This window comes from Streptomyces aureus, from assembly GCF_000725495.1.
In the GTDB taxonomy this organism is placed as follows: domain Bacteria; phylum Actinomycetota; class Actinomycetes; order Streptomycetales; family Streptomycetaceae; genus Streptomyces; species Streptomyces aureus_B.
The window spans coordinates 164,401-188,423 of record NZ_JNZD01000021.1 but is presented as its reverse complement, the minus strand read 5'-3'; the positions used below and the strand labels follow the sequence as shown (position 1 = coordinate 188,423).

The following is a 24,023-nucleotide window of genomic DNA, read 5'->3' as shown; positions in this document are numbered from 1 at the left end:
AGGGCGGCCCGTCACAGCATGACGTGCTTGACCTGTGTGTAGTCGAGCAGTCCGGTGAGCGACAGGTCGCTGCCGTGTCCGGAGTGCCGTACCCCTCCGTGCGGCATCTCCGACACCGTGGTGCCGTGGGTGTTGACCCAGACGATTCCGGTGCGCAGGGCGCGACTCGCGCGCATGGCCCGGTCGTGATCGCGTGTCCACACGCTGGCGGCGAGTCCCTGCGGTACGGCGTTGGCCAGTTCGAAGGCCTCGGACTCGTCGGTGAACGGCTGGACCGTCACGACCGGACCGAACACCTCGCTCTGCACGATCTCGTCGTCCTGGCGCACCCCCGCGACCACCGTGGCCTGGTGGAAGTACCCGGGCCGGTCCAGCTGCGCGCCTCCCGTGACGATCTCGGCATGGTCGGGCAAGGTCTCCAGCAGACGGCGTACGGAGGCGAGCTGGGCCGCGTTGTTGAGCGGGCCGAAGTCGGCGTCCGGGTCGTCGGGGCCGCCGGGGACCTGCTGGGCGGCCCGTTCGGCGAAGGCGTCGAGGAAGGCGTCGTGGATCCGGTGGTGGACCAGGACCCTGGTGGCGGCGGTGCAGTCCTGGCCGGCATTGTAGAAGGCCAGCGACGACAGCTGTCCTACGGCGTCGTCCAGGTCGGCGTCCTCGTGGATCAGCACGGGCGCGTTGCCGCCGAGCTCCAGGTGGAGCCGTTTGAGGTCGGCGGCCGCGGCCGCGGCGATCTGCTGTCCGGCGCGGACACTCCCGGTGAGGGCGACGAGCCGCACGGCGGGATGGGCGACCAGCAGGCGGCCGGTGTCACGGTCGCCGCAGAGGACGTTGAGCACACCGGGCGGCAGGTGCTCGGCGGCCAGCCGGGCCAGGAACGTGGCGGAGGAGGGCGTGCTGTCGGACGGTTTGAGGACGACGGTGTTGCCGGCGGCGAGCGCTGGGGCGATCTTCCACACGGCCATCATCAGCGGGTAGTTCCACGGGGTGATCTGCGCGCAGACGCCGATGGGTTCCCGGCGCAGCACGGAGGTGCGGCCGGGGGTGTACTCGGCGGCCGCGGCGCCGGGCAGGTTGCGTGCGGCGCCGGCGAAGTAGCGCAGCACGTCGGTGATCGCGGGCAGTTCGTCGGCGAGGAAGAGGGCACGGGGTTTGCCGGTGTCGGCGACCTCGGCGCTCGCCACGGCGTCGGCGTGCCGCTCCAGCGCGTCGGCGATGCGCAGCAGCGCTCCCTGGCGCTGCTGCGGGGTGGTGGCCGACCACACGTGCCCGGCGTTCTCGGCCGCGCGGCAGGCGTTGTCGACGTCGTCGGTGCCGGAGAGCGGAGCGGTGCCGTGGAGGCGTCCGGTGGCCGGGTCGATCAGGCGCAGGGTGGCACCCGACGCGGCGGGTGTCTCCTTGCCGTCGATGTGGTTGAGGACGGTTGCCGGGAGGGCGTTGTCAGCCACGGAGCAGTGCCTCCTTCGCTGCGGCGCGGCCGGTGCGGACGGCGCCTTCCATGTATCCGGCGACCCACTGTTCGGATCCGCAGACGTAGAACGGGGGTTCGTGGGTGCCGTGCGACGGCCCCACGGCCATCACCTCGCCCGGCGGCCACTGGGTGACGTAGCCCTGTGTCCAGGGGTCGCTGCCCCACAGCCGCAGGTAGCAGGTGAGCGGTCGGCGGGCCTCGTCGCCGTACAGGCCGGCGATCTCGGCGAGCAGTTCGGGGGTGCGCAGCTGGGGCGGGGTGCCCAGCAGGACGCCGTAGCGCTCCGGCGGGATCAGTGCGGACAGGACGCCTTCGTTCTGGGGCCAGGTGCTGCCGAGGACGCCCTCGGACTCGGAGAGGCCGTTCAGATCGTCCGCGCGCCAGAAGGGACGGTCGTAGACGGCGGCGAACTTGGCTGCCGTCGCCTGCCGTTGCCGGTGCAGGGAGGCGAGGCGCGCCTCGCTCACGCCGCTGACGGCGACGGACCGCAGCGGTCCCACGGGCAGGGCGCTCACGACGGCCCCGGCGGTGAGGACCTCGCCGGTGACTAGGCGGACGGTGCAGCGGCCGGGGCGTATGTCGAGGGCGGCGACCGGTGAGCCGAGGCGGACGCGCGGGCCGAGTTCGCGGCCCATCACCTCGGCCAGGGTCGCCGAGCCCTCGGCGAGCCGCAGTCCTTCCCAGTCGTCGTAGTCGTAGTCGCCCGGGCCGGACGCGGGGACGGCGGCGCTCTTGCGCAGTGCGGCCAGCAGGGAGATCCGCTCGTAGGAGCCTCCGGCGAGGGCCAGCTGGCCGATCTCCCACAGGCGGACGACGGCGGGGGTGGCGTGCCGGGAGCGCAGCCAGGCGCCCACGGACAGCCGGTCCAGGGCGGCCGCGTCCGGGTGCGACCAGGGGTCGCCGGGGTCGACGGTGGCGGCCAGGGCGGCGAACTCGGCGCCGAGCCGGGCGTGGAGGGCCGAGTCGCCGTCGCCGAACCAGTGCGGCGGTTCACCGGCGGAGCTGCCCTCCGGCGTGGCGCGGACCATCCGGCCGGGCTCGGCCACGTAGCTGGGCACCAGCTTCAGTCCCAGTTCCGCGGCGAGGTCGAGGTAGGCGGTGTGGGCGCGGCCGACGACCTCCCCGCCGAGCTGGACGGTACGGCCGTCGGGGAGGCGGGCCTGTTCGACCCGGCCGCCGACCCGGTCCCTGGCCTCCAGGACGAGTACGTCGGTGCCGGCGGCGGCCAGGTCCCGGGCGGCGGCGAGCCCGGCCAGCCCGGCACCGAGAACGATCACGTCGTGATGCATCGGTTTCGCTTTCAGATCGGGTGGGGGCGGTCAGGCGAGGACGAGGCAGTGTTCGGGCCGCCAGCCGAACTCGACCGTCTCGCCGCCGCTCCAACGGTCCTCCATGCGGGCGCGCGCCGTGTTCTGCTCCAGCACGGACAGGGTGACGCCGGGCGCGAGTTCGATCAGATAGGTGGTGGTGGGGCCGCTGTAGACGGTGTCGCGGATGACTCCGCGCAGCACCGACATGCCCGGTTCGAAGTCGGACAGCCAGACCTTCTCGGGGCGTAGGGAGACACTGACCGGGGTGCCGTCGGCGATGGCGGCTCGGGGCCCGACGGGCAGGGCGGGTCCCTGGTCCAGGGTGACCTCGCCGCCGCGGTAGGTGCCGGTCATCAGGTTGGAGGTGCCCATGAAGGAGGCGACGAAGCGGCTGGCGGGGTGCTCGTACACGTCCTCGGGGGTGCCGCACTGCTCGACGCGGCCCTCGTTCATGACACAGATCCGGTCCGACATGGTCAGTGCTTCGTCCTGGTCGTGGGTGACGAAGACGAAGGTGATGCCGACCTCGCGCTGGATCTGCTTGAGCTCCACCTGCATCTGGCGGCGCAGCTTCAGGTCGAGGGCCGCGAGCGGTTCGTCGAGCAGGAGGACGGCCGGCCGGTTGACCAGGGCGCGGGCGAGGGCGACGCGCTGGCGCTGGCCGCCGGAGAGGGTGCGGGGCTTGCGCCCGGCGAAGCCGTCGAGCTGGACCAGTTCCAGCATCTCGCCGACGCGGCGCCGGATCTCCGCCTTCTCGACGCCCTTGCGCTTGAGGCCGAAGGCGACGTTGTCGGCGATGCTGAGGTGGTCGAACAGGGCGTAGCTCTGGAAGACGGTGTTGACGTTGCGCTTGTTCGGCGGCAGCGCGGTCACGTCTTCGCCCGCGAGCAGCACCGATCCTTCCGTGGGATCGGTGAAGCCGCCGATCATGCGCAGTGAGGTGGTCTTGCCGCAGCCGGAGGGGCCGAGCAGGGAGAAGAAGAGGCCGGCCTCGATGTCGAGGTTCAGGTCGCGGACGGCGTAGGTGTCCGCGAACCGCTTGGAGACGCCGGTGAGGCGGACGGCGTGGGTCTCGTCCATGGTCAGCTCCCGGAGAGGATGTCGAGGCCGCCGCGGCGGCCGAACAGGCGCGGAATGAAGAGGGCCAGGGCGATCAGGCCGATGGATCCGGCGAGCATCAGCGTGCCGACGGCGTTGATGGTGGGCTGCACCCCGAAGCGGATCGCCGAGTAGATCCGCACCGACAGCGGCTGGGGGTCGACGCCGGTGGTGAAGTAGGCGAGGACGAAGTCGTCGAAGACGAGCGCGAAGATCAGTACGGCGCTGGCGAGCACCGCGGGCAGCAGGGCGGGCAGGGTGACCAGGCGGACCGCCTGCCAGCGGGTGGCCCCGAGGTCCATCGCGGCCTCCTCCACCTCGGGGTTCAGGGCCGCGACCCGGGAGCGGAGGATGACGGTGACGTAGGAGATGGAGAAGGTGATCTCCGAGACCATCACCGTGCCGGTGGACAGGGTCACGCCCAGGCCCTTGAACAGGAGCATCGACGCGACGCCGGTGACGATCTCGGGGGTGATCAGCGGTACGAGCATGATCAGGCCGGCCAGTGAGCCGAGCCGGGTGCGGCTTCGGACCAGTCCGAGGGCCAGGGCGACGCCGAGGACGATCGAACCGGCCGTCGCCACCAGGGAGATGCGCAGGCTTGTGCCCAGCGAGGAGATCAGGACGTCGTCGTGGGCGAAGGCGCGGTACCAGCGCAGGCTGAACCCGCTGAAGACGGTGAGGGACTTCTGGGAGTTGAAGGAGAACAGCGTCACCACGGCGATGGGCAGATAGAGCAGCGCGAAGAAGAGCGCGGTGACGGCGACGAGGACGCGGGGCTTGCGGTCGGCGCGGCCGCGCCGGGTGCGGGTGCGTGCGGCGGGCCGGTCGGGTGCGGGGGACGCGGTGGTGGCGGGCGGGCTGAGTTGGGTCATCGGCGGGCCTCCGCCTCGTCCTTGCGGGTGCGCCTGAGGTAGCCGAGCATCCCGACCAGCAGGACGAGCATGAGCAGCATGGTGAGCGCGGATCCGAGCGGCCAGTTCTGGCCCTGGAAGAACTTGTCCTGGATGAGGTTGCCGATCATGATCTGGTCCGGTCCGCCCATCAGTTGCGCGCTGACGAAGTCGCCCATGGCGGGCAGGAAGACGAGGACCAGTCCGGCCGCCGCGCCCTGCCGGGTGGCGGGCAGGGTGACGTGGAGGAAGGTCCGCACCGGGCCGCCGTAGAGGTCGCGGCCGGCCTCGATGAGGGAGACGTCGAGCCGCTCCAGGGCCGCGTACAGCGGGATGATCATGAAAACGACGAATCCGTAGACGAGTCCCGCGATCACGCCGACGCCGGTGTTGAGGATCTTCGTGTCGCCGTCGGCCAGTCCCACGGCGCGCAGGGCCCGCAGCAGCGGTCCGTCGTCGGACAGGACCACCGACCAGCCGTACATGCGGACGAGATAGTTGGCGAAGAACGGCACGACGATCGCGGCGATGAGCGCGTGTTTCCAGCGGCCGCCGTGCAGGGCGATGGTGTACGCCACCGGGTAGGCGATCAGCAGGCAGATCACGCAGGTCAGCAGGGCGTAGCCGAGGGAGCGTGCCAGTACCTCGGTGTAGGCGGGGTCGGCCAGGGCGCGGATGCTGGAGAGGTCGAACCCGAAGCGGGGGTTGCCGAGTTCGTCGGTGGTGCCGAGGGTGAGGACGGCGACCAGCACCAGGGAGGCGATCAGGAACCCGGTCATCCAGAGGGTGCCGGGGAGCATGAACCAGGTCCACATGCGGGTGCCGGTGGCGTCCGGGCCGCGGCGGGGGCGCGAGGGGTGACGCGTCGGTGCCATGTCTCAGCCCGCCTTCACATGGGTCCAGGCGGTGTCGCGCGCGTCCTCGACCGCGTGGCTCCCGTTGCGGAAGAACAGGTCGGCCTTGAGGTCGGCCTCGCTGACGAGGCACTCGGGGAAGGGTTTGACGAGTTCGGCGTAGGTCTTCTCGGAGCCGGCCACCGGCATGGGGTAGCCGATGTACTCGATGTTCTTCTTCACGTTCTCCGGCCGGAGCATGTAGTCGATGAACAGCATCGCGGTGCCGGGGTGCGCGGCGTTCCAGGGGATGGCGTAGCAGTCGGAGTTGATCGGTGTCCCCTCCTCGGGCGCCTGGAAGCCGAACACGGAGGGGTCCTTGGCCTGGTTGAGCATGGCGGCCATGTCGCCGCTCCATGCCTGGGTCATGACGGCGTTCCCGTTGAGCAGGTTGTTGTAGCTGTCGCTGGAGAAGCCGCGCAGCCGTGGGCGCAGGGTGCCCAGCAGGTCGGTGATGCGGTCGAGGTCGCCCGGGTCGCCGGTGCTGACGTCGAGGCCGAGCTCCAGGGCTCCCATGCCGAGGACCTCGTCACGGTCGTCCAGCAGGAAGACCTTGCCCCTGGCCCGGTCGCTCCACAGGTCCTTCCAGGATCCGGTCAGCTCGCCGATCCGGTCGCGCCGCCAGCCGATGCCGGTCTTGTAGGCGGTGAAGGGAACGGTGTGCGCGGAGCCGGGGTCGTACCAGGGGTCGGCGAAGTAGGAGTAGGCGCCGAACACGTCCTTGGCGTGGCTGAGCTGCGTGTGGTCGATCCGGCGCAGCCGGCCACCGCGGGCGAGGCGCTGGGCCCATTTGGCGCTGGGGAAGATGATGTCGTAGCGGTTGCCCGCGTTGAGCTTGGCGACCATGCCTTCCATCGAGTCGAAGTTCGACTGGACGACGCTGACGCCGTACTCCTTCTCGAACCCCTTGAAGACGGACGGGTCGACGTAGTCGGCCCAGTTGAAGTAGACGAGATCGCCGTCGACGCGGGCGCGGGGTGGGGCCAGGTCCTTGGCGTCGGGGGTCTTCGCGGGCATGAACCCGCAGCCCGCGACCGCGGCGCCGAGCAGGCCGCCTGCGCCCGCCCTGAGCAGAGCGCGTCGGGTCGAGGGTGGTACCTCGGGGGACATGGAGCGTCCTCTCCGTCGAGGAACGGCACGGCAGTCCAGGGCGGGACCGGCTGGTCGGCTCACGGAGGCCCTGTGACTCCGTAGTGAAGACCGGTCTGGGGTGCGGGTACGGGTGGGACGTGCGTCAGCGGGAGCGGCGTAAGCCCCGGCGGCGGGCCGTCACTCGGCGTCCCCGTCCAGGTCACGGCGGATGCGGCCGGCGAACCAGCCGACGGCGGCCTCGCGCTGCGAGAGCGGGCCGGGCTCGAAGCCGGGCGTGGACAGGCCCGCCTGCACGCGCTCGACCAGTTCGGCGTCCTCGTCGTTCGTCACCCAGCCAATGTGGATGTTCAGCCGCCGCGCGATCCTGGTGCGCAGGCTCTCCCCGCGCCTGGTGTAGAACGCGCCGGGGATCGCCGCCCGGTCCTGGGCGGTCGGCAGGGCGGTCCACGCGAGCACGTGGTCAGGGTAGAAGTCGATGAGCGTGTTCGGATAGATCACTGCGTAACGCCAGACCCGCCGGTCGGCCTCGGTCAGCCCCGGCATCGGGGTGGCGAGCCGCTGGTAGAGGCGCTCCGTCCAGTTGGAGGACGGCTTGTCCCGCAGCGGTGACTCGAACAGGACGTAGTTCTCCTGTACGTCCACCGTGTACGCCTGGTAGTCGAGCAGTCGCATCAGCGCGGGGTGGGCGACGGGGACGTGGTAGCCCTCCAGGTAGTTGTCGACGATCACCTTCCAGTTGGCGTTCTGCTGTTCGCCGGCGGTGACGTCGTGGATGCGGTGCTTGCCGACCGGTGTGAGGCCGGGTCCCGCGTAGTGGCCGACGGCCTCGGCGAGCCCGGCGCAGGACTCGGCGAGCGGGGTGGCCTCCAGGTCGAGGTTGACGAAGACGAAGCCGAGGAAGGACTCCACGTTGACCGGGTGAAGTCCCAGCCGGGGCTTGTCGAGGCAGGGGATGCGGCGGGCCTCGGGGGCGCCGACGAGGCGTCCGTCGAGCTTGTAGGTCCAGCCGTGGTACGGGCAGCGGATCGCCTTGCCCTCCGGCTCCGGGCCGGTGACCAGGCGGGTTCCGCGGTGGCGGCAGACGTTGAGGTGGGCGGCGAGGCCGCCGTCCTCGGTTCGCACGACCAGGACCTCCCGGCCGGCGGCGGTGGCCGTCAGCCGGGCGCCCGGGCCGGGGAGGTCGGACTCGTGGCAGACGAGCTGCCAGGACTTGGCGAAGACGCGTTCGGTCTCCGCGGCCGCGATGGCCGGATCCGTGTAGTAGCGGGCGGGCAGGGCCTCGCCGGGGTGATCGGGGGTCTCGCTCGGCGGACCGGGCGGCGCGGTGGCCGTCCGGGTGGTCGAGGGGTTCATGAAGTCCTCCTCCGCGCCGCTCGGGGCGGCGATGGGCGGTGAGGCTGTGACCGGGATGGGCCGCGGGTTCCCCATGGGGGTCCGTGGGATCCGACTGACTAATTGGTTAGTCAGACTGGGACCGGCGCGATGGCAAGTCAAGGCTTGTGGGCTGACTAATTAGTTAGTTAGTCTCTCGCTGCAGGCGGACGGGCCGACCCCGCAGGGACAGCGGTGGGTCGTCGCGGCCGCCCGCGGACCACCGATCCGCGCAGCCCGGCCCTCCCGATCAGGACAGCCGCACGTCACGCGGTACACGGCCCCGGCCGGTACTCCGCACGGCTCCCCGCCACGCACAGCGAGCGGCGGAGCATCCCCCGTCACGCCGTCGCCGCGCCACCCCGCTCCCCCTCCGGGAGCGCGGAGCGCCCCCGGAGGCACGCACATGAGCGCTCGCCGACATCTGGCATGGCTCGGTCTCACACCGGAGCCCGAACAGGAACTCCCCTCGGCCGTGGCCGCGCTGCGGGCCCCGGCCGCCGGCCGGCCGCCGTCGGTCCTCGCGGCCGAGGAGAGACGGCACGTCGAGCGACTGGTGCTGCGCGGCACGCAGCGAAGCTGGCTGCGCTACCTGGGCGAGGTGACCGACTTGGTGGTGGCCGCCGCCGAGGAGCCGGGGCCGGCCAACCCCGGACCGGCGCTGCTGGCCGGTGAGGTGGTCCTCGACCACCACCGGATGCTGATCGGCCTGCCCGGCACCGGCTACGACCGGACCACGGCCCAGCGGCAGGCCCTGGAACGCGCGGTGGACCGCCTGAGATCCCGCTGCGGCGAGCACTGGAGCACCGTATGACCGGCGTATTCTCCCTCCTCCCCGAAGGGCGGCACGGGCTGCTCGCCCGACCGCCCGGCAGCGCCGGGGGCCCTTCCTCGTACGAGGACTCCTCCCGCTACCTCGCCACCGGCGGGTACGCGCCGGTGTCCGCTCCCGGCACGCTGCTCGACCGGATCGGCGCGGCGGGGCTGCGCGGCCGGGGCGGCGCCGGATTCCCCGCGGCCGTCAAGCTGCGCGCCGTCCGCGACGCTCCCGGCACGCCCGTCGTCGTGGCCAACGGCGAGGAGGGCGAGCCGGGCTCCGTGAAGGACCGCTGGCTGCTGCGGTACCGGCCGCACCTGGTGCTGGACGGCCTGCGCCTGGCAGCCGCCGTGACCGGTGCCGGGCGCGGCTGCGTCTACCTCTCCGACGCCCAGGCCGAGCAGGCCGTGCTGCGGGCCCTCGCCGAGCGGCCCGCCGGCCCCCGGGTGGACGTCGTACGCACGCCCCACTCCTACGTCGCCGGGGAGGAGAGCGCGGTCGTACGGCGGATCGACGGCGGTCCGGCGCTGCCTACGGCCAAACCCCCACGCCCCTTCGAACGCGGCGTCGGCGGGGCGCCGACCCTGGTCGCCAACGTGGAGACACTGGCCCGCGTCGCCCTGCTGCACTCCCGGCCCGAGGCCGCCGCCGAGGTCGCCGGCGCCCATCTGGTCACCCTGTCCGGGTCCGACGGCCGTTCGGCCCTGGCCGAGGTCCCCGCCGGTACCCGCCTGGACGCCCTCGCCGACGCCTGGGGGCACGGCAAGGCCGAGGCCGTGCTGCTGGGGGGACTGTTCGGCGGACTGCACGGCGCGGGCTGGACGGACCTGCCGCTCGACCTGGAGGGGCTGCGCGCCGCCGGTGGCGCACTCGGCTGCGGGGCCCTGTACTTCCTGCACCCCGGGGACTGTCCGGTCGGCGTCGCGAGCGAGGCGACCGCCTATCTCGCCGCCCAGAGCGCCCGGCAGTGCGGGGTGTGCGTCTCCGGCACCGGAGCGCTCGCCGGGGCCCTGTCCGCCGTCGCCCGCGGCACAGCCGACCCGGGCACCCCGGACAGGCTGCGGCGCTGGTCCGGGCAGCTGCCCGGACGCGGGGCCTGCGGGCTCCTGGACGCCGCCGCGCGGATCGCCGCCAGCCTCCTCACCCATTTCCCCGACCGTCTCGACGAACACCGGGACTGTCCCGGCTGCGCCGGCGCGGTGGCCCCCGAGGACGGACGCCGATTCCTGGTGGCCGTGCCCTGACACGCCCTCCCCCGCCCCCTTGCTCCTCTCCCCTCCCAGAAAAGGGCCGCACCATGAAACTGCTGCTGGACGCCACTCTCTGCCAGGGCTACGGCCTGTGCCGCGAACCCGCGCCCGAGCTGATCGACCTCGACGACTTCGGTTACGCGCAACTGATCGAGACGTCCGTGCCGCCGGGCGGCGAGGACGCCGCCGTGGCCGCCGTCGCCGCCTGCCCCAACTCCGCGCTGCGGCCGGTGAAGTGACATGGGACGTGACCTCTCGGCCCTCTTCGACCCGGTCTCCGTCGCCGTGGTCGGCGCCAGCGACGACCCCGCCAAGTACGGCCACGCCATAGCCGCCCAGGCCGTCCGCGCGAACGGTCGCCGTCCCGTCCATCTGGTCAACCGGCGGGGAGGTACGGTGCTCGGCCGCACGGCCGCACCGACCCTGAGCGCGATCGGCGAACCGGTCGACCTGGCCGTGGTCTGCGTGCCCGCGGCCGGGTTCGAGGCGGCCGTCGACGAGGCCCTGGAGTGCGGGGCACGCGCGATCGTCGCGATCACCGCCGGCTTCGCGGAGACCGGCACCGCCGGCCGCGCACGCCAGCAGGCCGTCGCCGAACGGGTGCGGGCCGCGGGAGCCGTCATGGTCGGCCCCAACTGCCTGGGGATCGCCGACAACACGACGGACCTCTTCCTGGCCTCCGACACCTTCACGCCCGGCGGCGTGGCGCTCCTGAGCCAGAGCGGCAACCTCGCCCTCGAACTCCAGCTGCGCTTCGCCCCGCACGGCCTCGGCTTCTCCCGGTTCGTGTCGCTGGGCAACCAGGCCGACGTCACCCTCGTCGACCTGCTCGCGGACTGCGCCCGGCACGAGGACACCCGGGCGATCGCGGTCTATGCCGAGGACTTCGCGGACGGACGTGCCTTCGCCGAGGCCGCGGCCGTGGCCGGCAAGCCGGTGGTGCTGCTCACCGCCGGGCGCGGCGACGCCTCGGCGCGCAGCGCGCAGTCGCACACCGGGGCGCTGACCACCTCGGCCGACGTGGTGAGTGCGGCCTGCCGGGACGCCGGGGTGGAACTGGTCGCCACCCCGCGCGAACTCACCGTCGTGCTCGCCGCGTCGGCCGGACCGCGCCGCGGTGCCGGCCGCCGGGTCGCCGTCCTCACCGACGGCGGGGGCCACGGCGTGATCGCCGCCGACGCCGTGGAGGCCGCGGGACTCTCGGTGCCGGAGATCGGCGCGCCGGCCCGGGAGCGGCTGCGCGAGGTGCTGTGGGAGCAGTCGGCCGTCGCCAACCCCGTGGACCTGGCGGGCATGGGCGAGCAGGACCCCGGTTCGTACGCGGCGACCGTCGAGGCGCTGCTCGCGGCCGAGGAGGTCGACGCCGTGCTGATGACCGGCTACTTCGGCGGCTACGCGGCCTCCGAGGGCGGTCTCGGCGGCGGCGGTACGGCGCTGGCGGACGGGGAGCGGGAGGCGGCACGGCTCATCGCCGCCCGGCACGGCGCCACCGCCAAACCGCTGGTGGTGCAGTCGATGTATCCCGGCTCCCCCAGCTGCCGCACCCTCGCGGCCGCCGGCATCCCCGTCTTCGACGCCACCGAGGACGCCGCGCGTGCCCTCGCCGCCACGGTGGCCGGCCGTACCGCGCCCGGCGTCGTCCCCCTCCCCCTGCCCGCCGCGCCGATGCAGGAGACCGGGTACACGCGGATCCGCGCGGCCCTCGAAGCGGCCGGCCTCGCCTTCCCCACCGCCCGGGAGGTCCACGACGAGTCCGAACTGCTCGCCGCCGTCGCCGGGTTCCCCGGCCCGTACGTGCTCAAGGCCCTGCACCTGCTGCACAAGTCGGACGCGGGCGGTGTGGCCCTCGGTCTGGCCGGGACCGACGAGGTGCTGGCCGCCTTTCGCGAGATGCACGCCCGGCTCGGCGCGCCCGCCTACTCCGTGGAGGCCATGGCGGACCTGTCCGACGGCATCGAGCTGATCGTCGGCGTCAACCGCGATCCGCGGTTCGGCCCTGTCGCCATGGTCGGCCTGGGCGGGGTGCTCGCCGAGTCGCTGCGCGACGTCGCCTTCACCCTGGCGCCGGTGACCGCCGGCCGCGCCCTGGACCTGCTGCGCGGACTGCGCACCGCCGCGCTGCTCGACGGGGTGCGCGGCCGGCCTCCCGTCGACGTCGCGGCGGCCGCCGCGGCCATCGAGACGATCACCGCGTTCGCCGCCGCCCACCCGGAGATCGCCGAGCTGGAGGTGAACCCGCTCCTCGTCGGCCCCCGCGGTGCGCTCGCCCTGGACTCGCGCGCCGTCCTCGGCTGAGCGACACCCCCGTACCCGCCCGAGCGACACCCCGGTACCCGCCCGGGCGCCCCGCCCGCCCCCGCCCTCCCCCGACCGAAGAGGTGGTCACCATGGACATGCGCTACACCCCCGAACAGTCCGACCTGAAGCGGCGCGCGGCCGACTACGCCCGGCTGCTGATGCGCTACGAGGACCAGTCCGAGCAGGCCGGCGGTCCCCTGCCGCAGGAGCTGGTCACCGAACTGACCCGGGCCGCGATGGACGCCGGCGTCTACGCCATCAACATGCCCGCCGCATGGGGCGGCGCCGGGCTCAGCCTGCTCGACCAGGTCATCGTCGAGGAGGAGTTCGGCAAGGCCACCAACTGCCTGTGGGACATTCCCTGGCGGCCCGCGAACGTCCTGGCCCAGGGCGACGAACGGCAGCTCGAGAAGTACCTGCTGCCCGTGATCCGCGGGGAGAGGTTCGACGCGTTCGCCGTCACCGAGCCGGGTGCCGGATCCGACCCGTCCTCCGGCACCTCCACGGCCACGCGCACCGAGGGCGGCTGGCTGCTGAACGGCGAGAAGTGGTTCGTCACCTGCGGCGACATCGCCGACTTCCTGCTGGTGCAGGCGGACGCGGGCCCCGAGCGGCTGCCCACGCTGTTCTTCGTGGACAAGGCCGCTCCCGGCGTCGAGATGACCCGCGTGCCGCGTTTCATGCACTCGGCCGTCAACGGGCATCCCGAGTTCACCTTCACCGACGTCTTCGTGGCCGACGAGGACGTGCTCGGCGGCGTCGGCAACGGCTACGAACTGACCAAGGAGTGGTTCACCGACGAGCGCCTGATGATCGCGGCACGCACCGTCGGCGCCGCGGAGCGGGCCCTCCAGCTGGCCCGTGACTGGGCCGTGGAGCGCGAGCAGTTCGGCGCCCCCATCGCCGGTTACCAGCTGATCCAGGGGATGCTCGCGGACTGCGCCGTGGACATCGCCGTCAACCGCGCCTACACCCACCAGGTCGCCTGGGAGGCCGACCAGCCGGGCACCGACCGCAAGACCCTGCACGCCAAGGCCTCCACCGCCAAGCTCGCCGCCAGCGAGGCGGCCGGCCGGGTCGCCGACCGGTGCCTGCAGATCTTCGGCGGCCGCGGCTACGACCGCTCCTATCCCGTCGAACGCATCTACCGGGAGCTGCGCGTCGACCGGATCTGGGAGGGCACCTCCGAGATCCAGCGGCTGATCATCGCCAACGAGCTCATCAAGCGCGGCACCGGCGCGCTGGCTCTCCCCACGCACTGACCCCGCCCACGCCGGACCACCACACAGCGAGGACTTCCATGGACTTCCGTCTCACCCCGCGCCAGGCGCAGCTCAAGGCCGACGCGCGTGCCCTCACCGACTTCATCGCCGCCTACGAGAACCGGTGCGAGGAGGACAACGGGCTGCCCGCGAGCGCCCACGCCGAGATCCGCGACGCGGTCCTGGACGCGGGCCTCCAGGCCGTCAACATGCCTGCCGAATGGGGCGGCGCGGGCCTCACCATCGCCGAACAGGTCACCGTCCAGGAGGAGTTGGGCCGACTGACCGGCGCCCTGTGGGACATGGTGTGGCGGCCCGCGAACGCGCTGCGGTTCTGCACGCCCGAGCAGCGCGAGCGTTTCCTGGTCCCGGTCATCAGGGGTGAGCGCCGGGACTGCTACGCGGTCACCGAGCGCGGCGCCGGGTCGGACCCGCAGAACATCGCCACCACGGCGACGAAGAACGACCGGGGGTGGGTGCTCAACGGGGAGAAGTGGTTCGTGACGGTCGGCGACCACGCCGACTTCATGATCGTCCTCGCGGCGGCGGGTCCGGAGCGCGCCCCGACACTGTTCCTGGTCGACAAGGACACCCCGGGCATCGAGATGACGCGCGTGCCGCGCTTCATGCACACCTTCGTCTACGAGCACCCCGAGTTCACGTTCTCCGACGTCCAGGTCGACGAGGACGCCGTGCTCGGCGGCATCGGCGAGGGATACGACATCACCCGCTCCTGGTTCACCGAGGAGCGCCTGATGATCGCGGCCCGTACGACCGGCGCGGCCGAGCGGGCCCTGGAACTGTCCCGTGACTGGGCCGTGGAGCGCGAGCAGTTCGGCGCGCCGATCGCCACGTACCAGCTGGTCCAGGGCATGCTCGCGGACTGCGCCGTGGACATCGCCGTCAACCGCGCCTACACCCACCAGGTGGCCTGGGAGGTGGACCAGGCGGGTGCGGAGGACCGCAAGACCCTGCACGCCAAGGCCTCCATCGCCAAGCTCGCCGCCAGCGAGGCCTCGGGCCGGGTGATCGACCGGTGCCTGCAGATACACGGCGGGCGGGGCTACGACCGCGCGTACGCCGTGGAACGGCTCTACCGGGAGCTGCGCGTGGACCGGATCTGGGAGGGCACCTCCGAGATCCAGCGGCTGATCATCGCCAACGAGCTCATCAAGCGCGGCCCGGGGGTGCTGGACCTGCCCGTCGCCCGATGACACCGGCCGGGGCGGCCACCCGCCCCGGCCCTGGCGGACCGTGGTGCGTCCCCGGCTTCCCCGGTGCCGGGGACGCCGGGGACCTTCGACGCAGAGAGGACAACGGATGACCGACATCGAACGCGTGGGGGTCGTCGGCTGCGGCCTGATGGGGGCCGGCATCGCCGAGGTCTGCGCGCGCGCCGGCCTGCCGGTGACGGTCGTGGAACGCGACGCCGAAGCGGCCCGCGCGGGCCGGCGGCGCATCGGCCGCTCCCTCGACAAGGCCGTCGCGCACGGCCGGCTCACGGCCGAACGGCGCGAGGCCGCCGCCGTGCTGATCACCGTGGCCGACCAGTTCGAGGCCCTGCACGACCGGGATCTGGTGATCGAGGCGGTGGCGGAGGACGAGCGGCTCAAGCTCGACGTGTTCACCAGGCTCGATGCGGTCGTCACCGGCGAACGCGCCGTCCTCGCGACCAATACCTCGTCGATCCCGGTCGTGCAGCTCGCCGCGGCGACGGGCCGGCCCGAGCGGGTCCTCGGCGTCCACTTCTTCAACCCGGTGCCGGTGCTGCGGCTGGTCGAACTCGTCCCGTCGCTGCTCACCTCGGCCGACACGGCGGACCGGGCCGAGGCCTTCGTGACGGGCACGCTCGGCAAGGAGGTCATCCGCACCCGGGACCGGGCGGGCTTCGTGGTGAACGCGCTGCTCGTCCCGTACCTGCTGGCCGCGATCCGCATGGTCGAGTCGGGCGTCGCGAGCGTCGAGGACGTCGACCGCGGCATGGTCCTCGGCTGTGCGCACCCCCTCGGGCCGCTGGCGCTGACGGACCTCATCGGTCTGGACACCACCCGGGCCATCGCCGAGTCGCTCTACGCCGAGTTCCGGGACCCTACGTACTCCCCGCCCCCGCTGCTGTCCCGGATGGTGGAGGCCGGTCTGTTGGGCCGCAAGTCGGGCCGCGGCTTCCACACGTACGATGCGCGATCCGCGCAGGAGGCGGCGGCGCGGGCCGAGCGGACGTGAGGGACAATGGCGGCGGTGTACGACCGCCGGACGAGGGGAGTCGCAGAGTGTCGAACAAGGTGCGCACGGCGGACACGCGCGAGCGCATCCTGACCGCGGCGTGCGAGGCCATCGCCGAGATCGGCTTCGAGAAGATCCGCATGCGCATGGTCGCGGAGCAGGCCGGTGTGTCGACCGCGCTGCTGCACTACCACTTCGACACGCGCGAGAAGCTGTTCACGGAAGCGATGGCCCACTCCTTCGCCAGCACGGCCGTGGACCTGGAGCGCGACGCGGAGACGGCACCGGCGGCGGTCGTCCTGGCGCGCATCCTGCGCAGCCTGCTGCCGACCGACCCCGTGTTGCACCAGGACTGGCGGCTGTGGCAGGAGCTGTGGGTCCGGGCGCTGCGCGACGAGTCGACCCGGGTGTTCGCCGTGGACCTGTACGCCGAGCTGCACGCGTGGGTGAGCGGCGCGGTGCGGCGGGGCATCGAGTCGGGTGAGTTCACGCCGACCGACGTGGACGAACTCGCCACGCTCGTACTGTCCCTGAGCGACGGTTACGGCATCCGCCTGATGCTGCGCGATCCCATGGTCACCCTGGAGGGGGCGCTCGCGTCCGTGTGGCGTCACGCCGCCACCTCGCTCGGTCTGCCGGAGGCGGTCCCGGCCGGGTGAGCCGCCCGGCCGGACCCCCGTCCGCGCCAGGGCCGGACGTAAGCCGGTTCATGATCTCCATGTGCGACTGGATCGGCTTGTCGCGCTTCTCGTAGTGGTCGAGCGTGACCCCGTTGCCGAGGCCGACGAGCTGGTGGGGCCCGGACAGCGCGCCGCGTCGGCCTCCGCCTTGAGAAACGCGGCGATGAACTCGGCGGACAGGTGCTGGTCGGTGGCGTAGACGGCGGTGTGGTTCAGGAAGGCTGCTGTGCTGGGCAGTTCTGTGGCGTGCGGGCCGTGCATGTCGGTGATCAGCCACATCACCTTCCAGGCAAGGGACGGTTCCGGCGCGGCCGTCCGTACGATCGTGCCGCCGGGAGGTTCAGCGGCCCGGGGCGCTTCTGGAAGCCGTTCGTTGAACACGCAGTCGAGCTGGACGGGGCCGCCCGGCAGGCCGGGCGTGGCCCAGGGCAGCACCGTGCGGCAGCCCGGCGCCCGGATGTAGGTCCAGATGTCCTCGATCACCGCGTCCCGCGCCGAGACGGCGACCTCGCCACCTCGCGCCGCGGCCGGCGCAGGCGCGACCCGTAACTGCCCATGGCCAGCCCGCTGGTGCTCGGCAGCACCGGGTTCCTAGGCGCTGGCCGGCGGATCGTGCGCGCCGCCACCCAAAAGGATCCGCAACGCTGCCCCGGACCGTCAGCGACCTGCTCGCCCTGATCAACCGCGAGCACACGGTCATCCCCGAAGACCCCCTCGAGACCGCCCAGGCACTGCTCGAAACCGCATGCACCGGCGACCCGGCCGCCGCGGACACCCTGCTGACCCTGGTCGGCGACCATCCCGAGGACTATGAACTCCACGTCGGCGTGCTCGCCCGCGTCGACACCCAGCAGGCGGCACCCGCCCTGGAGCGAGAACCGGCACGAGCACACCGCCTCCTGCGCGCCCTGGCAGAGCACGTCGACGGAGACGACACCCACATGGTCAGTTCGGCGAAGCCGCGACGGTCGTGATCTGGCTGCACGGCATCTGCGCCTACGCCGCCAGCCGCCGCGACTGGGGCCTTCTGGAAGAGGCAGCCCACACCATGTGCATCTGGGACGGCGCCTGGGACCAGTGGAGCGCCCAGGACAAAATCACCCCCTGGCTACGAACCCTGAAAGAAGAGCCCGCCTCCGTCATCGCCGCCGTCCTGCGCGACCACCCGGACTCCGCACAGCACTTCAGCCACATAGCCGACGACCGCACCGCCGACCCCCGCATACGCCAGGCACTACGCACAAGCACAGCCGGGTGAAGCGGCCGGTGAGGTGTGCCCGCGAGTCGAGCGGGATCGGCGGCCTGTCTCAAGTTCCGGCCACCCTCCGGTGCCGTTGGGGACACTTGGGGGGCTGGCTCTGCTCACGAAAATCGACAGCAGATTTTCAGCAATTTCGACAGCACCCGGCGCGATTCTTGTTCGCTAGAGGCCAGGCCCGAGTCCCGACTTCTGACTGCGGCAGCAGCCGACGCCGAGCGGTGGCGCCGGGTGAGCGGGTCAGGACGTCCAACAGGTGTAGGCGAACCAGGTCTGGACCTCGTCGGCGGACAGCACACGAGTCAGCTCGGCCGTCCCCGGGAGCATCGGGAAGAACCGGTCGGCATTCCAACTGCGCGGGTACATCGGCTCGTCCAGCACGAGCAGACGGCGCCCCTCCACAACGGGGATATCGTCGGGCAGCCCCTCGTTCCAGATACGCTCCCCGTCCGGGGCAAGGAGTTCGAAGGCCCCGGTCGCGACGGCCCCGGTGCGCCCCTGAGCGGGCTCGGGGTCCGTGGCCAGGCGGACGCTCTCCGCCGACGGTGCGGTGCCGGGCACGTGACCGCCGCCGACGAGCACGTGAGCGAGCAGCGTGTGCAACTGAAAGTTGTCCCCGATGCCGCCGATGCGGACTTCGAACCCGGTCCCGGTGGGCCGGTGCAGCACCACCACAGGCTCGTCGTCCAGGATCGCCAGCGCGTAGGCCAGGCACTTGAGGTCATGCCGCTCCAGGGCCGCCAAGTCGCGGCAGGCGGGGAGGAGCGCGGATGCGTGCCGTCGGCGCACCTCGGTGCTGCGGCACAGCACGGCCAGCGCGGGGGGCTGCCACTCCTCGACCGAGCAGTAGGCCAGCGCCAGCCGCAACGCCTCGTGCGCCTCGCCACCCAGCCGGGCCATCAGCGCGTCGTCAATGATCTTCTCGTCGGCCTCTGGCAGTTCCTCCCCGGCACCGCCGGCGTCGGCCCAGCGGCGGGCGAACTCCAGGGCATCGAGCAGGTCCCGGTGGGTGCCGTCGAGGACCGGCTCCGCACACGCCGCCGGATCGGCACCACGTTCCACGCAGAAGCTGGCCATCATCGCCAGCATCGGGCGCGGGCCGGTGGGCGGAAGGGCAGGGAGCAGCGCGGCCAACCGGGGTCCCACCGGCACGCATTCGGTGCCCGTTGCCGACTGCAGACCACTCATCGCCGCTTTGAACGCACGCTCGGTGCGGCCACCGTCTCGAGCGGCCACTGCCTGCTCCAGCTCTGCTATGACGGCGGCAAGGGCCGCGGCCTTCTGCTTCCTTCTGAAGATCACCGGCACACCTTAGGCCCGAGGTCTGACAGGTGTCATCAGGCCACCGTCGTTCGAAGATTCCGGACCGCTCCGTGCTGTCGAAACTGGTGAACATTCGCTGCCGGTTCTCGGGTTCTGGCTCAACTTCTGTGGAGGGAAAGAAGCCGGTTGACAGCCTCAATTTAGACATCAACCCGGCGGTCCCGCTGGGGCTGTGACTCAGAGCGGATGGGATGCCTATTCGGTGCCGATCGGCATGCCAAAACGTCGCCGCTCGATGCGATCATGCCGTCCGACGACAGAGCGGGGAGAAGCGTGGCTGGCCTGACGGTGACGGTGTGTCTGCCGCCCGGAGCTGCGGACGACATCGATGGGGCCCTCACTGCGGCCCTCGCGCCGTTCGACCAGGACAGTGACAACCCCGTGGACCGCGGCATGTGGGATTCACGCCGTATCCGCGGTGGCAGCACCGGTCAGGGATTCGCGGTCGTCCGCGGATACGAGGAGGATCCCAGGCTGGTTCACGACGAGCCCGCGTATGACGGCACCCCCGCTCCCAGCGCCCCAGGAGTCTGCGCCGGAGGACCGCGTGCCCTGCTCGACCTGTCACGGCCGCAAGCCGCTCCCGAACGAGCGGCAGCCGCGTCCCGGGACCTGTGGCGACAGCTGTCCGCCATACACCCGCCGGCACTGCCCCTCTCGGTTTTCGAGGACCGTTGGGAAAAAGATCCGCACGCGTTCCCGGGCGGCCCCTGGGCCGACGGCATGCTGGCCGCCTACCGGGCCCAGCCCCTGATCAACGCCTACATCCACCACCCCTGGAGCCTCGACCCGGCTATCTCGACAGCCCGATCCGTGCGGAGCATCCCATCATCGGATTCCGCGGCAGCCGCGCCGACTACATCCGTGAGTTCTCCTGAGTCCCGTGGGAGACCGACGTGCTCACCGTGGACGGCTGGTGGCGAGAGAGCGACGGAGGCGCCCTTCACGCGTACTGCGACCCGGATTCGTGTCCTCACGAACTCTCCGGGCCAGGTGTCTGGCCTGGCAGCGAGGCATACCTGTCGCAGCTGCCTCACGACACGATCCTGGTACGAGTGCACTGCCACTGCTGACGCCCCACAAAAGCTGTGCCAGAACCGGTTCTCGTGAACAGAGCCAGGCCGGTCTGTTCGCCAGTAGAGCCGTGAGGGGTGTCAAGCCACTGGGATTGGCTTGGCACCCCTCACGAGCGGTGAAGGACCTCAGCTCTCCGGCTCGCGCGGTACGGCACGGGAGAAAAACTCCTGCGCGCTCTGCCCGTCGAGTTCCGCGTTCGTGGTCGCGGACCGCCGCAGTGCTTCGCCCGTCACCTTGGCCGGGATGCCGAGCTGCTTGTCCGCCTCGCCCATGATCTCGCCGACGTACCACTGGGCCGAGGTGGGGAAGTGCTGGATGAACCAGCTGAGCATCTTCGCCAGGGGAACCGACAGGATGAGATCGAAGCCCTGAGTTGGCCGCCCCGGCGTTCGCTGACGCGCAGCGAGGTGGCGAAGTCCTCCAGGACTCGGTGCCGGCCGTCGGGGGGTCCGAACTGTGAGGTTCCCCCTGCCGACCGGCCCGAGGCACTCGGCGGTCCGGTCCTCACAAGTCGATCAGTTCTTGTCGTGGCTCCCGCGGCGGTCCCGCGTCCTCACGCCGGGCCGCCGCGCGCCGTATGAACCACGGAACACCGGCGCCGAGAGCCAAGCCCACGGCGAGTCCGGGCAGCACCCACCGCGCCCGGTCCACCGCGTCCGGCTCCGCCACGGCGGCCACCGCCGCGGGCCGGGAACCGAATAGCCTGCCCTCCTGTGCCAGTTGCCCGAACACCGCGCTCGGCGCCCGATGCCAGCGGATGTCGTCGTCCACCACGTCGGGCGAGGGATCCGAACGCACCCACGGCGTTCCGTCCGGCGTGAGGAACAGCTGGTCCTGGCGCTCGACGGCGACATCGCCGCCGGGCGCCCGACTGGTCTGCGGCCAGCCCCCGACACCGGTCAGCCCCCAGATCACGGTGACCCGCACCTCGGGAAAACGGCCGTGCGTCCACGCTTCGGGCACCCTCTCGGTCCCCGTGTACCGGGGCGACAGCAGCCGCCAGAGCCGTCCGAAGTCCCGCTCCTCGGCGTGCAGCGTGGTCGTCCGCCCCGTGTCGCCCGCGATGACCAGGGCCATGTCCGGGCTGTCGCCCTTACCGGGCCCCCAGGCACCCGCCGAGGCAGGAACCTGTGCTGCGCCGAGCGCGGCCAATGCCATGGACACGAGTAACAGGACCCGCACCCCGCTCCTGATCCGTTCGACCCGGCCCCTCATATGTCCCCCTCGATCGGCCGGCACCTACACGTCCCGCAGCTCCTGTCGAGGCTCCCCCGTATCGCCCACCACCAGTCGGTGCCGTCGCCGGTCGCGGCGGCGGTCCTCGTGCGGGACCGAGCGGTGGGCGTGGGCGACGGACCGGCACTCGTGCCCTCCGGTGTCTGCCGGGGACCTGGGCGGATTCCTCCGGCACCCTGGGCCTTCAGCCTGCCCAGGATTCCCAGCTTCTTGAGCAGCATCCGCACCTCGGCCGGCTGCCGTGCCTTGTGCCAGTAGCTGTTCATGGTCTCCATGTCGGTCGTGGTGTTGATCCAGATGTCCTCGCTCCACGAAGCGTCCGGATAGACGCGGTCCACCCGCCAGGGCGACACGTCATGGGCCATCCACGTCACATTGAGCTGGGGTCCGTCGGCCGCGCCGAGCCCCGGCAGCTCCACCTCGCGGCTGTCCGAGTCCGCCCCGCCCAGACCCCGCATCAACTCGCCGTACCCCTCGTCCGAGTAGTACAGCGCGGCACTCTCCGCGCTCTCCGGCGAGACCAGCAGCACACTCGTCGGTCCGCCGGCCAGGGCGGACGGTGCCGCCAGCAGCACGACCGCCGGAACCGATACCAATACCCCTGTAGCAGTGAGCAGCTCACGAAGTCTGCGCATGGAACCCCCGAACCGGCCGGCCGATCGATGTGCGGTCCTCCCGCACGTCGTCTGTCACTTCTGGTACACCGCCCGACCGGCCGGGGTTCCCACCCGCCGACCACGAATTCCGAACCGTGCCCGGAGACGGCGAACCCGGCTACTTCAGCGACCTGGCGATCTCCAGTGCCCGGGTCCTCGAGGACACTCCCTCCAGCCGGAGCGTCACCTCGCTTTCGTGCATCCACAGCAGCGTTGGCCCGGCGGTCCGCTCGGAGCGGGTGAAGCGGCCGCCGTCCGCGCCGACGAGCCAGAAGCTCAGACGATGCGGCTTCGGGAACCACAGCGCCGGATCGCCGAACTCCTCGTCACCGTCCAGGCGCAGCCACTGCGGCGGCTCCCGCACCGTCTTGGTGAAGCCGATGTCCAGCCGCGCCGGATACGCGTCGATCCGGACCGTGTGCCCGTGCTCGATCCAGCACAGGCTCATCAGCAGCCGTCCTCGCGGCTCGGGCGTCACCGTCACCGCGTCTGGCACCCCGAGGGCGTCGGGCACGAGGGGCTCGAACCCGGCCCGCCGTCCGGCCTGAGCCAGGGTCAGCGAGGGCCCGGGGCAGCCCGGCACCCGGGCCCCGGCCGAGGGCACCGCCGACGGGTCGTAGCGCACCTCGACCCCGCCGAAGCCGAACCAGTCGACGACCGCCGCCCGCACCGGGGGCGTGAGCACCAGGACCGCCAGCACTCCGCACAGGCCCGCGGTGAGCGCCCGCCGGCGGGCCCTCGCCCAGCGGCGCACCGCGCGCAGCCGCTCGCGGGGCCCCGGAGTCCCGGGCGGCGGGAGCGGGATCCCCACCCGCCGCCCGGAAGGCGCGGGCGGTACCCCCCTCGCGAGTATGTCCTCCAGCACCCGCTCGACCATCGACTCGTCGCCGTCGGCCCCCGGGCCGTCCAGCGACCGCCCGAGCGCCCGCAGCTCGTCCGGCAGCCGGGAGACGTCCGCACGGGCTCGCCGGGCCCGCTCGCGGCCGGACTCCGCGCCGCTGGCGCCTCGTTCCCCATGCGACTCACTCATGCTCGGCACCCCCTTCCCGAGGCTCCCGCGGTTCGAAGGCGGGCAGCAGCCGGCCCAGCTTGCGCAGGGCGCGGTTGAGCCGGGACTTCACCGTGCCGCGCGGCCAGCCCAGGGCCTGGGCCGTCTCCGGTTCGTCCATCTCCAGGAGGTAGCGGTACGTGACGACGAGGCGGTGGTCCTCGCTCAGCTGCTCCAGAGCCGCCAGCAGCGCAGAGCGCCGTTCCGACTCCAGCGCCGCGACCGCCGGGTCCGCCGATTCTGGTATCAGCGGCGCCGCCTCCGCCAGCGCCGCCGCCCGGCCGGCCAGCGTCCGCTGACGCACCGCCGTCCGCGCTGTGTTCCTCGTCTCATTGGCGACGATCGACAGCAGCCAGGGCTTGAACGCAGAGCCGTCCCGGAAGCGCCCCAGCGAGCAGTACGCCTTGATGAAGGCCTGCTGCACCACGTCCTCCGCGTCCGCGCCCGCTCCGAGCGCCCTGGCCGCCCTGATCGCGATGCCCGTGTGGGCACGGACCAGCTCCGCGTACGCCTCCGGCTCCCCGGCGCGTACCCGTGCGATCACCACGGCCTCGTCGACGACGATGCGGCCCCCCTCCCGCGTCCTCACACTCTTGCTACACCGCCCGCGGCTCATCGGTTCCCACCCGCGGCACATCTGTTTCCGGCCAGTTCCGGAGCGGGCCCCTGTACCTGAGACTGCAGGTAGCGGCGCGGCAGGGAGGCGTCGAGGTCCTGGCGCTGGAGGTGGGCGGCGAGGGGACACACGTCGCAGCGTGCAGCCGGCTCAG

At 72.1% G+C, this 24,023-nt stretch carries 24 protein-coding genes; 9 read left to right on the top strand and 15 right to left on the bottom strand.

All coding sequences use genetic code 11. The annotated features are described in order from the left end of the window. Nucleotides 1-11: 11 nt before the first annotated feature. The 7 genes from IO36_RS24905 to IO36_RS24875 all read right to left on the bottom strand — a co-directional run bounded on the left by IO36_RS24905 (nt 12) and on the right by IO36_RS24875 (nt 8,107). A complete protein-coding gene (locus tag IO36_RS24905) occupies nt 12-1,445 on the bottom strand; it encodes an aminobutyraldehyde dehydrogenase (protein ID WP_037623095.1) in 1,434 nt (477 codons plus the stop codon). Beyond that, a complete protein-coding gene (locus tag IO36_RS24900; protein WP_037623094.1) occupies nt 1,438-2,757 on the bottom strand; it encodes a flavin monoamine oxidase family protein in 1,320 nt (439 codons plus the stop codon). The genes IO36_RS24905 and IO36_RS24900 overlap by 8 nt, the downstream gene beginning before the upstream one ends. Nucleotides 2,758-2,787: 30 nt before the next feature. Continuing rightward, nucleotides 2,788-3,858, bottom strand: a complete 1,071-nt coding sequence (locus tag IO36_RS24895) for an ABC transporter ATP-binding protein (RefSeq protein WP_037623093.1) — start codon at nt 3,856-3,858, stop codon at nt 2,788-2,790. 2 nt (nt 3,859-3,860) lie between these two features. Further along, the gene (locus IO36_RS24890) at nt 3,861-4,751 is read right to left on the bottom strand and encodes an ABC transporter permease (protein WP_051900916.1); all 891 of its coding nucleotides are present in this window, start codon (nt 4,749-4,751) and stop codon (nt 3,861-3,863) included. Then, nucleotides 4,748-5,644 (bottom strand): ABC transporter permease, encoded by an 897-nt coding sequence (locus IO36_RS24885; protein WP_037623092.1) that lies wholly within the window; start codon nt 5,642-5,644, stop codon nt 4,748-4,750. The genes IO36_RS24890 and IO36_RS24885 overlap by 4 nt, the downstream gene beginning before the upstream one ends. Nucleotides 5,645-5,647: 3 nt before the next feature. Next, complete coding sequence (locus tag IO36_RS24880) at nt 5,648-6,772, bottom strand: polyamine ABC transporter substrate-binding protein (protein WP_037623091.1); 1,125 nt, start codon at nt 6,770-6,772, stop codon at nt 5,648-5,650. Between the two features lie 159 nt (nt 6,773-6,931). Further along, entirely contained in the window at nt 6,932-8,107 is a 1,176-nt protein-coding gene (locus tag IO36_RS24875) for an aromatic ring-hydroxylating oxygenase subunit alpha (RefSeq protein WP_037623201.1), read from the bottom strand. A 424-nt stretch (nt 8,108-8,531) separates the two neighbouring features. Here IO36_RS24875 and IO36_RS24870 point away from each other — a divergent pair, with 424 nt between their 5' ends. The 8 genes from IO36_RS24870 to IO36_RS24835 all read left to right on the top strand — a co-directional run bounded on the left by IO36_RS24870 (nt 8,532) and on the right by IO36_RS24835 (nt 16,634). Then, nucleotides 8,532-8,939: a hypothetical protein gene (locus tag IO36_RS24870; protein WP_158997480.1), complete on the top strand. Its 408-nt coding sequence runs from the start codon at nt 8,532-8,534 to the stop codon at nt 8,937-8,939. Beyond that, nucleotides 8,936-10,186, top strand: coding sequence for an NADH-ubiquinone oxidoreductase-F iron-sulfur binding region domain-containing protein (locus IO36_RS24865; RefSeq protein ID WP_051900915.1), 1,251 nt, complete (start codon nt 8,936-8,938; stop codon nt 10,184-10,186). Before IO36_RS24870 ends, IO36_RS24865 begins: the two co-directional genes overlap by 4 nt. 53 nt (nt 10,187-10,239) lie before the next feature. Then, nucleotides 10,240-10,431, top strand: coding sequence for a ferredoxin (locus tag IO36_RS24860; protein WP_037623087.1), 192 nt, complete (start codon nt 10,240-10,242; stop codon nt 10,429-10,431). A gap of 1 nt (nt 10,432) precedes the next feature. Next, nucleotides 10,433-12,487: an acetate--CoA ligase family protein gene (locus tag IO36_RS24855; protein WP_037623086.1), complete on the top strand. Its 2,055-nt coding sequence runs from the start codon at nt 10,433-10,435 to the stop codon at nt 12,485-12,487. A gap of 92 nt (nt 12,488-12,579) precedes the next feature. After that, nucleotides 12,580-13,752 (top strand): acyl-CoA dehydrogenase family protein, encoded by a 1,173-nt coding sequence (locus IO36_RS24850; protein WP_037623085.1) that lies wholly within the window; start codon nt 12,580-12,582, stop codon nt 13,750-13,752. Between the two features lie 38 nt (nt 13,753-13,790). Further along, nucleotides 13,791-14,966 carry an acyl-CoA dehydrogenase family protein gene (locus tag IO36_RS24845; protein ID WP_037623083.1) on the top strand — a complete coding sequence of 392 codons (1,176 nt, stop codon included), beginning with the start codon at nt 13,791-13,793 and terminating at the stop codon, nt 14,964-14,966. Between the two features lie 106 nt (nt 14,967-15,072). Then, nucleotides 15,073-15,975 (top strand): 3-hydroxybutyryl-CoA dehydrogenase, encoded by a 903-nt coding sequence (locus IO36_RS24840; protein WP_051900914.1) that lies wholly within the window; start codon nt 15,073-15,075, stop codon nt 15,973-15,975. A 47-nt stretch (nt 15,976-16,022) separates the two neighbouring features. Continuing rightward, nucleotides 16,023-16,634, top strand: coding sequence for a TetR/AcrR family transcriptional regulator (locus tag IO36_RS24835; protein WP_037623081.1), 612 nt, complete (start codon nt 16,023-16,025; stop codon nt 16,632-16,634). Between the two features lie 48 nt (nt 16,635-16,682). Here the strand turns inward: IO36_RS24835 and IO36_RS49375 are convergent, their stop codons facing one another. Together IO36_RS49375 and IO36_RS24825 are read right to left on the bottom strand one after the other, a co-directional pair. Next, complete coding sequence (locus IO36_RS49375; protein ID WP_037623079.1) at nt 16,683-17,138, bottom strand: VOC family protein; 456 nt, start codon at nt 17,136-17,138, stop codon at nt 16,683-16,685. Then, nucleotides 17,135-17,596: a hypothetical protein gene (locus IO36_RS24825; RefSeq protein ID WP_037623078.1), complete on the bottom strand. Its 462-nt coding sequence runs from the start codon at nt 17,594-17,596 to the stop codon at nt 17,135-17,137. The genes IO36_RS49375 and IO36_RS24825 overlap by 4 nt, the downstream gene beginning before the upstream one ends. A gap of 29 nt (nt 17,597-17,625) precedes the next feature. Between IO36_RS24825 and IO36_RS24820 the strand changes: the two genes are divergently transcribed. Further along, on the top strand, nt 17,626-17,913 hold the full coding sequence (locus tag IO36_RS24820) for a hypothetical protein (RefSeq protein ID WP_037623077.1): 288 nt from the start codon (nt 17,626-17,628) through the stop codon (nt 17,911-17,913). 240 nt (nt 17,914-18,153) lie between these two features. On the opposite strand, the gene IO36_RS24815 is transcribed toward IO36_RS24820, so the two are convergent. From IO36_RS24815 to IO36_RS24790, 6 genes are all read right to left on the bottom strand, one after another. Beyond that, complete coding sequence (locus IO36_RS24815) at nt 18,154-19,215, bottom strand: hypothetical protein (RefSeq protein ID WP_245173467.1); 1,062 nt, start codon at nt 19,213-19,215, stop codon at nt 18,154-18,156. 1,223 nt (nt 19,216-20,438) lie between these two features. Then, nucleotides 20,439-20,645: a hypothetical protein gene (locus IO36_RS24810; protein WP_037623073.1), complete on the bottom strand. Its 207-nt coding sequence runs from the start codon at nt 20,643-20,645 to the stop codon at nt 20,439-20,441. Between the two features lie 172 nt (nt 20,646-20,817). Beyond that, a complete protein-coding gene (locus IO36_RS24805; RefSeq protein WP_078943425.1) occupies nt 20,818-21,471 on the bottom strand; it encodes a hypothetical protein in 654 nt (217 codons plus the stop codon). Between the two features lie 53 nt (nt 21,472-21,524). Next, the gene (locus IO36_RS43315) at nt 21,525-22,184 is read right to left on the bottom strand and encodes a hypothetical protein (RefSeq protein WP_158997478.1); all 660 of its coding nucleotides are present in this window, start codon (nt 22,182-22,184) and stop codon (nt 21,525-21,527) included. Nucleotides 22,185-22,323: 139 nt separating this feature from the next. Next, entirely contained in the window at nt 22,324-23,235 is a 912-nt protein-coding gene (locus IO36_RS24795; RefSeq protein ID WP_037623069.1) for a hypothetical protein, read from the bottom strand. Next, on the bottom strand, nt 23,228-23,797 hold the full coding sequence (locus tag IO36_RS24790; RefSeq protein WP_037623197.1) for an RNA polymerase sigma factor: 570 nt from the start codon (nt 23,795-23,797) through the stop codon (nt 23,228-23,230). Before IO36_RS24790 ends, IO36_RS24795 begins: the two co-directional genes overlap by 8 nt. Nucleotides 23,798-24,023: the final 226 nt, after the last annotated feature.